The 10,499-nt window shown below is 69.8% G+C and carries 8 protein-coding genes; 5 read left to right on the top strand and 3 right to left on the bottom strand.

Annotation, left to right across the window (positions count from 1 at the left end):
- A partial coding sequence (locus tag QZ994_RS06965; protein WP_290870143.1) for a CusA/CzcA family heavy metal efflux RND transporter occupies nt 1–2,987 on the bottom strand: 2,987 nt, incomplete at its 3' end.
- A 13-nt stretch (nt 2,988–3,000) separates the two neighbouring features.
- Entirely contained in the window at nt 3,001–4,113 is a 1,113-nt protein-coding gene (locus QZ994_RS06960) for an efflux RND transporter periplasmic adaptor subunit (protein ID WP_290870140.1), read from the bottom strand.
- Nucleotides 4,114–4,381: 268 nt separating this feature from the next.
- Here QZ994_RS06960 and QZ994_RS06955 point away from each other — a divergent pair, with 268 nt between their 5' ends.
- Both QZ994_RS06955 and QZ994_RS06950 read left to right on the top strand, forming a co-directional pair.
- Nucleotides 4,382–5,056 carry a response regulator transcription factor gene (locus tag QZ994_RS06955; RefSeq protein WP_290870137.1) on the top strand — a complete coding sequence of 225 codons (675 nt, stop codon included), beginning with the start codon at nt 4,382–4,384 and terminating at the stop codon, nt 5,054–5,056.
- Nucleotides 5,053–6,402 (top strand): HAMP domain-containing sensor histidine kinase, encoded by a 1,350-nt coding sequence (locus QZ994_RS06950; RefSeq protein ID WP_290870134.1) that lies wholly within the window; start codon nt 5,053–5,055, stop codon nt 6,400–6,402. Before QZ994_RS06955 ends, QZ994_RS06950 begins: the two co-directional genes overlap by 4 nt.
- On the opposite strand, the gene serB is transcribed toward QZ994_RS06950, so the two are convergent.
- Nucleotides 6,386–7,084 (bottom strand): phosphoserine phosphatase SerB, encoded by a 699-nt coding sequence (serB, locus tag QZ994_RS06945; RefSeq protein WP_290870131.1) that lies wholly within the window; start codon nt 7,082–7,084, stop codon nt 6,386–6,388. The genes QZ994_RS06950 and serB overlap by 17 nt on opposite strands.
- Nucleotides 7,085–7,277: 193 nt before the next feature.
- On the opposite strand from serB, the gene QZ994_RS06940 reads away from it, so the two are divergent.
- The 3 genes from QZ994_RS06940 to QZ994_RS06930 all read left to right on the top strand — a co-directional run bounded on the left by QZ994_RS06940 (nt 7,278) and on the right by QZ994_RS06930 (nt 10,496).
- Nucleotides 7,278–8,378 (top strand): beta-propeller fold lactonase family protein, encoded by a 1,101-nt coding sequence (locus QZ994_RS06940; RefSeq protein WP_290870129.1) that lies wholly within the window; start codon nt 7,278–7,280, stop codon nt 8,376–8,378.
- Nucleotides 8,379–8,510: 132 nt separating this feature from the next.
- Nucleotides 8,511–8,675, top strand: coding sequence for a hypothetical protein (locus tag QZ994_RS06935; protein WP_290870127.1), 165 nt, complete (start codon nt 8,511–8,513; stop codon nt 8,673–8,675).
- 102 nt (nt 8,676–8,777) lie between these two features.
- Entirely contained in the window at nt 8,778–10,496 is a 1,719-nt protein-coding gene (locus QZ994_RS06930; RefSeq protein ID WP_290870125.1) for an NAD(P)/FAD-dependent oxidoreductase, read from the top strand.
- The last annotated feature ends 3 nt before the right edge of the window (nt 10,497–10,499 follow it).

Below are 10,499 nucleotides of genomic sequence, written 5' to 3'. Positions count from 1 at the left end.
CCGATGACCACGATGGCCAGGGGCTTCTGGATCTCGCTGCCCGGGCCGGTGGCAAAGAGCATGGGCACGAGGCCGCCGGCGCTGATGGACGCGGTCATGAGCACCGGGCGCAGACGGCGTTGCGCGCCCTCGAACACGGCCTGGCGCGGTGTCCGGCCTTCGAGGATCAGCTGGTTGAAGTGGCTGACCATGACGACGCCGTTGAGCACGGCGATGCCGAGCAGGGCGATGAAGCCCACCGAGGCCGGAACCGAGAGGTATTCGCCCGCCACGGCCAGGCCCACCACACCACCAATCAGGGCCAGGGGGATGTTGGAGAGCACCAGCATGGCCTGGCGGACCGAGCCGAAGGTGGAGAACAGCAGGAAGAAGATCAGCAGCAGGGAGATGGGCACGACCAGCCCCAGGCGCTTGGCCGCGCGCTGCTGGTTCTCGAATTGCCCGCCCCATTCGACGCGGTAGCCACTGGGCAGGGGCAAGGCCTGCTGCACCCTGGCCTTGGCCTCGTCCACGAAGCCCACCAGGTCGCGGCCACGCACATTGGTCTGGATGACGACGTAGCGCTGGGCCTGCTCGCGCACGATCTGCACCGGGCCGTCGCTGCGTTCGAGGCGGGCGACGTCCTTGAGCGGGACGGATTGGCCGTCGGCCGTGGTAATGCGCAAGGCTTCGAAGGCCTCGGGGTTGGCGCGCAGGGCTTCGCTGCCGCGGATCACCAGGGGCGTGCGGCGACCGTCTTCCTGCACCAGGCCGATGGTCTGGCCTTCGACGAGGCGGCGCAGTTCGGCCTGGATGCCTTGGGCGTTCAGGCCCAGGCGTCCAGCGGCTTCGCGGTCGACCTTGATCTGGAGGTACTGCACGCCATCGTTGCGCAGGGTGAGCGTGTCGGTGGCGCCGGGGATCTGGCTGACCAGGGCTTCGGTCTTGGCGGCCAGCGCGTTGAGCTGGCGGATGTCGCTGCCGTAGACCTTGATGGCGACGTCGCCACGCACGCCGGTGAGCATCTCGGAGACGCGCATGTCGATCGGCTGGGTGAAGCCGGCATCGACGCCGGGGAAGTCGGCCATGACGGCGCGCAGCTGGCCGATCAGCCACTCCTTGTCGGGCTGGCGCCATTGTTCGACCGGCTTGAGCACGAGGAAGGTGTCGGTCTGGTTCAGGCCCATGGGGTCGAGGCCCAGCTCGTCGGCGCCGCTGCGGGCCACGATGGCCTGGACCTCGGGCACCCGCTTCATCACGGCCTGCTGCACGCGCAGGTCGAGCGCCGCGGTGGCGTCGAGGCCGATCGAGGGCAGCTTTTCGAGCTGCATGATGAGGTCGCCCTCGTCGAGCGTGGGCATGAAGGTTTTGCCAATCTGGGTGAACAGCAGGCCGGCGATCGCCAGGGCGCCGATCGCTGCGCCGAACACGACGCGGGGGTGGGCGAAGGCACGGGTGAGGAGGCGCTCGTAAAGGGCATCGAGCCGTCGCATGAGCCAGGGTGTCTCGTGGTGGCCGGCCTTGAGCAGCCAGGAGGCGAGCACGGGCACCAGGGTGAGCGACAACAGCAGGGACACGGTCAGCGCAAAGACGATGGTGAGCGCCACGGGTCCGAAGAGCTTGCCTTCCAGGCCTTCGAGGCTGAGCAGGGGCAGGAAGACGATGACGATGATGGCCATGCCCGAGGCGACAGGCGTGGCCACTTCGCGGCTGGCGCGCAGGGCGACCTGCAGCAGGCTGTGGTGTCTGGCGTCGCCGTGGGCAAGGTGGCTTTCGATGTTTTCGACCATCACCACGGCGCCGTCGACCAGCATGCCGATGGCGATGGCCAGGCCACCCAGGCTCATGAGGTTGGCGGAGAGGCCGAACCAGCGCATCAGCAAGAAGGTGCCCAGGGCCGAGAGCGGCAGCATCACCGCGACCACGATGGCGGCCCGCAGGTGACCCAGGAAGGCCAGCAGCAGGAGCACGACCAGCACCACGGCTTCGAGCAGGGCCTTGCCGACGGTGTGCACGGCCCGGTCGACCAGGGTGCCGCGGTTGTAGAAGGGCGCGACCTTCATGCCGGGGGGCAGGCTGGGCGCCAGCTCGGTCAGCCGGGCTTCGACGGCGGCCACCAGGGCGCGGGCGTTGGCGCCACGCAGGCCCAGCACCAGGCCTTCGACGGCCTCGCCCTGGCCATTCTTGGTGACGGCACCATAGTGGGTGAGCTCGCCATGGCGGACCTCGGCCACGTCGCCGACGCGGGTGATGCGGCCATTGGGCTCGCGCTGCAACACGGTCTGCCGCAGGTCGTCGAGGTTCTGGATGGCGCCCTCGGCGCGCACGATCAGGGCCTCTTCCCCGGCTTGCAGGCGGCCTGCGCCGTCGTTGCCATGGTTGGCCAGCACGGCCTCTTCCAGTTGTTTCAAGCTCAGGCCACGGGTCTGCAGGGCTTGCGGGTCGGGGCTGATCTCGAAGGTGCGCACGCGTCCGCCGAGGCTGTTGACGTCGGCCACGCCTGGCAGGGTGCGCAGGGCAGGGCGGATCACCCAGTCGAGCACGCGGCGGCGCTCTTCCAGAGGCTGTGGGCCTTCGACGGTGAACATGTACATCTCGCCCAGGGGCGTGGTGATGGGGGCCAGGCCGCCACTGGTGCCGGGAGGCAGGTCGGCCATGACACCGCTGAGGCGTTCGTTGACCTGCTGGCGCGCCCAGTAGGGATCGGTGCCGTCTTCGAAATCGAGGGTGATGTCGGCCAGGGCGTATTTGGAGGTCGAGCGCAGCATCTTTTGCCGCGGGATGCCCAGCACTTCCTGCTCGATGGGCACGGTGATGCGTGCCTCGACCTCTTCGGGCGTCATGCCGGGGGCCTTGAGGATGAGCTTGACCTGGGTGCTGGAGACATCCGGGAAGGCGTCGATGGGCAAGGCCCGCCAGGCCACCACGCCGGCCCCGGCCAGCAGGCCGACCAGGAGCATGACCAGCACGCGCTGGCGCAGGGCGAATTCAATGAGTCGATCGAACATGGTGGGGTGCCGTTCAGGGCTGGCCTGTGGTGGAGACGAGGGCCTTGAGGGCCGCGGTGCCACGCACCACGACCTGGGCCCCGGCGGGCAGGCCGGTCACGGTGGCCTGATCGGCCTGTTGGCTGAGCAGGGTCACGGGCTGGAGCGAGAACCGGCCCGCCGGGCCCTGCACGAAGACCTGGTGGCCGGCGCCGGGCACGGGCAACAGGGCGCCTGGTGGCAAGGTGACCGCCCCGCCGGCCTTGCTGCCCTGGGCCGGGCTGCCCGCTTCGGTGCGCTGGATGCGGGCCTGCACGATCTGCCCGGGGCGCCACACGGGCGTGCCGGGCGTGGAGGTGTCGATGCGGGCGCGCACGGTCAGGGTCTGGCTGCGGCCCTCGACGGTGGCACCCAGGGTGAGCACGCGGGCCAGGCCTTGGGCCTTGGGGTCACCGGGCAGGCTCAGTTCGACCCGGTCACCCGGCTGCACGCGGGCGGCCTCGCGGGCCGGCACCTGGATGTCCAGCCAGAGCGTCTGCAAGGAGGCGATGCGGTAGAGCGGCGCCATGGCATCGACCCGCTCGCCCACGGCCACGAGCTGCGCGAGCACCTGCCCGGCCACCGGTGCAGCAAGGCTGATCCGGCCTTGGGCATCCGGCCGGGTCTGGCCGCTGGCCAGTTTCAGGGCCGATTGCCGTTCGCTGGCCTGGGCGCGGGCCTGGGTCAGTTGGGCGCGGGTGGCGTCCAGGCGTGACTGGGGGATCAGGCCTTCGGCGTAAAGGGCCTCGTCGCGGGCCAGCTGGCGCTGGGCCAGGTCCAGCTGGCTGCCGGATTGCAGCACGTCTCTTTGCAAGGCCTGGGGCTCGGCGCTGCGCAGGCTCACCAGCACCTGGCCGGCCCGGACCGTGTCCCCAGGGCTTGCGGAGAGCGCCTCGACCAGGCCGGCCACCGGCGCGGCCACCACCCTTTGCTGGGTGGGGGGCACCACGATCTCGGCCGGGTACGCCTGCCAGGCGCCGGCGCTGGCCACGGTGCCTGCGACCTCGATGCCTAGGTTGCGCACCTGGGTCGGTGTCAGCTGGATGGGGGCCGGCGGGGCGGCCAGGGCCTGGGCGCACAGGCCGCTCAGACCGATCAATCCGATCAATCCGATCAGGCTCAGGGGGCCCAGGCAGAGCCCCCGCCACCTGGTGGCAGGAGGGCGGGGGCGCGCCGCTTGAGGCGGGGTGGTTTGGCGGGGCTGAAACGGCGTGGTCGGCAACATGATCGGGGCCTGACGTGGGGGAGCGGCGAAGGAGGCTGTACCTTGCTCGCCGTGCCTGAATCCAGCCTGAAGACCCGGGCCGGCCCTCGGTGATAAGTTCCGGTCTGTTGTGGCGTCGGCGATGGCGCCCGTTCTCACCCCCTTGCCCACCATGCACCTGCTGCTGCTTGAAGACGACGCCATCCTCGGCGAGGGCCTGCGCGATTTCCTGCGGGCCGATGGTCATGTGGTCGACTGGGTGCCGCGCCTGCTGGAAGCCCGCAGCCTCGCCAAGGAGCCCTACGACGCCTTGCTGATCGACTGGCAGCTGCCCGACGGCTCGGGCGTCGACTGGGTGCGCCAGCGCCGGGCGCAGGGCGACCGCCGCCCCATGCTGCTGCTCACGGCCCGCGACCTGCTGAAGGACCGCCTGACGGGCCTGGATTCGGGGGCCGACGACTACCTCGTCAAGCCCTTTGAGCCCGAAGAGCTGGTGGCCCGCCTGCATGCGGTGTGGCGGCGCAGCGTGGGCGCGCCGGGCGGGCGCCTGCGCTTTGGCGAGGTGGAGGTTGACCTGCAGGCCCGGGGCGTCTGCCTGGTCTCGGCCCAGGGGCGCGAGCGGGTCGAGCTCACGGCCCGCGAATGGACGCTGCTCGAATCCCTGGCGACCCGTGCGGGGCGCATCGTCTCCAAGGCCGATCTGGAGCAGATCACCCTGGGCTTCGAGGCCGAGGTGTCGAGCAATGTGCTGGAGGTGCACGTCGCCAGCCTGCGCCGCAAGCTCGGCAAGGGCCTGATCGACACGGTGCGTGGCCTGGGCTACCGCATCAACCCGGACCCGGCATGAACGCGGATCCACGCCTGGCCGGGCTGCCCTCGATCCGCGCCCGCCTCTCCAGGGTGCTGATGGGCATCGCCCTGGTCTGGGGGCTGATGGTCTCGCTCACGGTGGGCCTGATGCTGCACCGTGCGCTCGACACCCTGCTCGACCAGGGGCTGCAGGAATCGGCCGAAATCCTCTACGGCCTGGCCCAGGCCGGCGTGCACGATGGCAAGGCGGTGAATGGCATGCTGCCCGCGCCCCCGCACGACGAGGGCCTGGTCTGGCAGCTGGTGGGGGCCGACGGGGCCGTGCGCCTGCGCTCCCACCGGGCGCCGGCCGAGGCCTTGTCCGAGCGGCTGGACGTGGGCTTCTCGCAGCAGGCCTTGTGGCGCGTCTACACCCTGCCTCTGCCCCAGGGGCAAGGGCGCCTGTTGGTGGCCCAGCCCGAGCCCACCCGCCACCTCGCGCAATGGATGATCCTGGGCGGCAGCATTGGCACGGCGCTGTTGGTGGGGCTGGTGTCGACGCTGTGGCTCAACAACCGGCTGGTGCGTGAACTGGCGCCCCTGCAGGACCTGTCTCGGGCCGTGGCCGACTTCAATCCGCTCGACCCCAAGGCCTTTGGGCGCCTGCCCGCACCGGCCCGCGCCGAACTCGTGCCCATGGCCCAGGCCATCGACGCCCTGGGTCAGCGGCTGGCCGCCCGCGTCGAGCACGAGCGAGCCTTTGCCGCCCACGCAGCCCACGCCTTGCGCACCCCCCTGGCCGGCATGGATGCCCAGCTGGCGGTCGCCCTGCGCGAAGCCCCGGCGTCCTTGCAGCCTCGCCTCACGCAGACCCGCGAGGCCGCTGCCCGCCTGCGCACCGTGGTGACCGCCTTGATCAGCCTGTTCCGGGCCGGGGGGCAGATGCAGTGGCGCCCGCTGGACCTCTCCGCCGTGGTGACCCGCCTGCCGGTGCGTGGCGTGCGCGTGCAGGTGGAGGCGCCGCAGCCGGTGTGGGCCGACGAAGACCTGCTCTCTGCCGCCTTGATGAACCTGCTGGACAACGCTGCCCGCCACCGAGCCACCGAGGTCATGGTGCTGGCCGAGGCGCTGCCCGAAGGCGGAAGCCTGATCCGCGTGCGCGACAACGGTGAGGGTCTGAGCGCCGAACGCGCCAGCGCGGTCAACGCGGCCCTGACGGCGCGCCAGGCAGGCGAGGTCCTGGGGCTGGGCCTGACCCTGGCCGAGCTGGTGGCGCGCACCCACGAAGGCCAGGTGAGCCTGGTATCGGCCTCGAGCCACGCGCTGCAGGCGCCAGGCGCCGAGGTGCTGCTCAGGCTGGGCCCACCTCCCGGTGCGCCCGAGGGGCTCACGCCATCAGCGTGAGCAGGCGGTCCAGGCCGCCTTCGTTGATGGCCACCATGGCCTGTTCCCGCACCTTGGGTTTGGCATGGAAGGCCACGCTCAGGCCCGAGACGCCCATCATCGGCAGGTCGTTCGCACCATCGCCCACGGCGATCGCGCACTTCGGATCGCAGCCCAGGCGGGCGCACAGGGCCAGCAGGTGCTGGCGCTTGGCCTCGCCATCGACGATGTCGCCCAGCACCCGGCCGGTCAGCAGGCCACCTTCGATTTCCAGCGTGTTGGCATGCGCCTCGTCCATGCCCAACTGGGCCTTGACCCGGTCGGCAAAGAAGGTGAAGCCGCCCGAAACCAGCATCGCGTGCAGGCCGGCGGCCTTCACGGCCTTGAGCAACTCGGGCGCGCCCGGGTTGAGCTTCAGGCGCTGGGCGTAGACCCCCTCCAATGCCTCGGCCGGCACGCCCTTGAGCAGGGCCACGCGGCGGGTCAGGCTGTCCTTGAAGTCGGTGATCTCGCCGCGCATCGCCGCCTCGGTGATCGCGGCCACCTCGGCCTTCTTGCCCACGGCGTCGGCGATCTCGTCGATGCACTCGATGTTGATCAGCGTCGAGTCCATGTCGAAGGCAATGGCCTTGAAATCGGCCAGCTTCAGCGGCGGGGCGATGTGCTGGATGACGAGGCCGGGGGCGAATTCTTGGGCAGACATGGTGGGCGCGTGCAGGGCAGGGCGGTTCAGACGAGGCGCGATTATCCCAGGGCCGGCGAGGCCGTGGTGCGTCCGGGTGTCCGGCTTGATCCGCCCCGGCGGAGACCGACCCTTCAGAGGTGATACAACCAGGGCAGAACACCACCCCGCCCGCGCGAGGCACTCTGCGCCTTGCGACGCTACAGGAGACACCATGCCCACCCTGCGCCCCCATCGCCCCCGGCTGCGCCCGACAGCCTGGCTTGCCGCCAGCTTCCTGGCCGCGGCCTCCCTGTCCTGGTCTGCCGTGCAGGCCGCACCCGACCGCTCTGCCCACGCCTACATCAGCCTGCAGGACGGTGGCGTGGCCGTGCTCGACCTGGCCACCCTGGCGCCCGCCGCCGAGATCCCACTGCAAGGCAAAGGCCCGCGCGGCCTGGGCGTCACCAACGATGGCCACCGCCTGGTGGTGGCCGTGCGCGAAAGTGGCGATGTGCAGATCGTCGACCTCGACAAGCGCCTCGTCGTCCAGCGCATCCCCGTGGGCAAGAACCCCGAATTTGTGCGTGTGCGCGGCCACCTGGCTTTCGTGTCCTTCGAGCCCTCGTCCACCGGCGGGCCGCCGCCCAAGCCGGGTGAAGCCGGCGCCAAGCCCCCGCACGACGATGACGACGACAAGGAGCCTGCCCAGATCGCGGTGATCGACCTTGACCAGGGCAAGGTGCTGCGCCGCATCGTGGGTGGGGCCGAGACCGAAGGCATCGAGATCACGCCCGATGGCCGCCGCATCGTGGTCACCAACGAGGCCGACCACAACATCACCGTGCACGACGTGCGCACCGGCAAGCGCCTTCAGACCATCGACATCCAGAAGTACGGTGACCGCCCCCGCGGCATCAAGCTCTCGCCCGATGGCCAGACCTACGCCGTCACCCTGGAATTCGGCAACAAGGTGCTGCTGCTCGACAGCCACTTCAAGCCCCTGCGCACCCTGGACACCGGGGCCTTCCCCTACGGCGTGGCCTTCGACCGCTCGGGCGACCGCCTCTTCGTGGCCGCGGCCCGCGCCAACCTGTTGCAGGTCTTCGATGCCCGCCGCTTCACCAAGCTGGCCGACATCCCCGTGGGCGAGCGCTGCTGGCATTTCACCTTCACCCCCGACGACGCCCGCCTGCTGGTCAGCTGCGGCCGTTCGAAAGAGACCCTGGTGATCGACGCCAAAACCTACGCGCCGCTGCAGAAAATCCCCACCCCGGGCACCCCCTGGGGCGTGCTGACCTGGCCCAAAAGCATGGGCAGCCTCGACCAGCCCTGAGCGGCACCCGGCCTCTTTCCCCAGCATCCGTGATCGATTTGATCGCCTCGGATGCGCCGAGCCCGTCGGGAAGGCCTCGCTTTGTGGCCTAATCGCGGGTTCGTTCATTCACATTCACCATTGGAGCCAACCATGGGCAACAAACTCGTTACCGAAGCAGACCGCAAAGCCACGCCCCGTCCCGTCGCCCCCGCTGGCGTGACCCTGACCCGTGGCAAGGGCCAAAAGCGCAGCCTGGAGCGTGGTTCGCACACCCGCAGCAAGAAGAACGCCGGCAAGCGCTGCCACCAAGGCTGATGCCTCACGGCGCGTGTGCTCCCCTCGAGGTGAGCACCGCGCCCACCCTGCGCCTTTTCTTCACGCGTCACACGCGTCCACCGCGTCACCGCTCGCGCAGACATGCTCCGAATCACCGAACTGCGTCTGCCCCTGGACCATGCCGAGAGCGCCCTGCGCCCGGCCATCGTGTCCCGCCTGGGCATCTCCGACGCCGATCTCACGGCCTTCACCGTTTTCAAGCGCAGCTACGATGCGCGCAAGAAAACCGCGATCGTCCTGATCTACACCATCGACTGTGAACTCGCCTCGCCCGAGGCCGAAGCGCGCCTGCTCGCGCAGTTCGCGGCCGACCCGCACATCCGCCCCACGCCGGACACCCGCTACCAGTTCGTCGGCCATGCGCCGGCCGACTTCCATGCGGCCGAGCGCCCCCGCCCCATCGTCATCGGCTTTGGGCCCTGCGGCATCTTCGCGGCCCTGATCCTGGCGCAGATGGGCCTGCGCCCCATCGTGCTGGAGCGCGGCAAGGAAGTGCGCCAGCGCACCAAGGACACCTGGGGCCTGTGGCGCCAGAGCGTGCTCAACCCCGAGTCGAACGTGCAGTTCGGCGAAGGCGGTGCCGGCACCTTCTCCGACGGCAAGCTCTGGAGCCAGATTTCCGACCCGCGCCACCTCACCCGCAAGGTGCTGACCGAGTTCGTCAAGGCCGGCGCCCCGGAAGAGATCCTCTATGTGGCCAAGCCCCACATCGGCACCTTCCGCCTGGTGAGCATGGTCGAGAAGATGCGTGCCGACATCGAAGCCCTGGGCGGCGAGATCCGTTTCCAGCAGCACGTCACCGATGTGCTGATCGAGGGCAAGGAGGGCGCCCGCCACATCCGCGGCGTCCAGCTGGCCAGTGGCGAAACCCTGCGTGCCGACCACGTGGTGCTGGCCCTGGGCCACAGTGCCCGCGACACCTTCACCATGCTGCACGAACGTGGCGTGTTCATGGAGGCCAAGCCCTTCTCCATCGGCTACCGCATCGAGCACCCGCAAAGCGTGATCGACCGAGCCCGTTTTGGCCCCAACGCCGGCAACCCCATCCTGGGTGCGGCCGACTACAAGCTCGTGCACCACGCCAGCAACGGCCGGGCCGTCTACAGCTTCTGCATGTGCCCTGGCGGCACGGTGGTGGCCGCCACGTCCGAGCCCAACCGCGTGGTCACCAACGGCATGAGCCAGTACTCGCGCAACGAGCGCAACGCCAATGCCGGCATCGTCGTGGGCATTTCGCCCCAGGACTACCGCCAGGATGGCCAGACCGAGGGCCCCGTGAGCCCGCTCGATGGCATGGCCTTCCAGCGTTTCTGGGAGTCCCGCGCATACGAGTTGGGCGAGGGTGGCTACATGGCGCCCGGCGCGCTGGTGGGCGACTTCATCAAGCGCCAGCGCAGCAGCGTGCTCGGCAAGGTCGAGCCTTCCTACAAGCCCGGCGTGCACCTCACCGACCTGGCCCAGAAAGGCCTTGGCAGCCTGCCAGAGTACTGCCTCGACGCCATCCGCGAAGCCCTGCCGGCCTTTGAGAAGCAGATCAAGGGCTTCTCCATGCCCGACGCAGTGCTCACCGGCGTCGAGACCCGCACCTCCTCCCCCTTGCGCATCACGCGGGGCCGCGACTACCAGAGCCTCAACGTCAAGGGCCTGTACCCGGCGGGTGAGGGCGCGGGCTACGCAGGCGGCATCATGTCGGCCGGTGTCGATGGCATCGAGGTGGCCGAGGCCCTGGGGGCCGATGTGCTGGGCGTCGATGCGCCCAGCGTCAAAGGCGCCAAGCCTTCCAAGGGCGGCATGGCCTGATCA

This window comes from Aquabacterium sp., from assembly GCF_021768455.1.
Classification (GTDB): Bacteria; Pseudomonadota; Gammaproteobacteria; order Burkholderiales; family Burkholderiaceae_C; genus Aquabacterium.
This window is presented reverse-complemented; position numbering and strand designations above follow the sequence as displayed.

What these genes read in the sequence shown, in the direction of transcription:
- QZ994_RS06955 (WP_290870137.1), top strand. Translation starts at nt 4,382, where the DNA reads ATGCACCTGCTGCTGCTTGAAGACGACGCCATCCTCGGCGAGGGCCTG.
- QZ994_RS06950 (WP_290870134.1), top strand. Translation starts at nt 5,053, where the DNA reads ATGAACGCGGATCCACGCCTGGCCGGGCTGCCCTCGATCCGCGCCCGC.
- serB (WP_290870131.1), bottom strand. Translation starts at nt 7,084, where the DNA reads ATGTCTGCCCAAGAATTCGCCCCCGGCCTCGTCATCCAGCACATCGCC.
- QZ994_RS06940 (WP_290870129.1), top strand. Translation starts at nt 7,278, where the DNA reads ATGCCCACCCTGCGCCCCCATCGCCCCCGGCTGCGCCCGACAGCCTGG.
- QZ994_RS06935 (WP_290870127.1), top strand. Translation starts at nt 8,511, where the DNA reads ATGGGCAACAAACTCGTTACCGAAGCAGACCGCAAAGCCACGCCCCGT.
- QZ994_RS06930 (WP_290870125.1), top strand. Translation starts at nt 8,778, where the DNA reads ATGCTCCGAATCACCGAACTGCGTCTGCCCCTGGACCATGCCGAGAGC.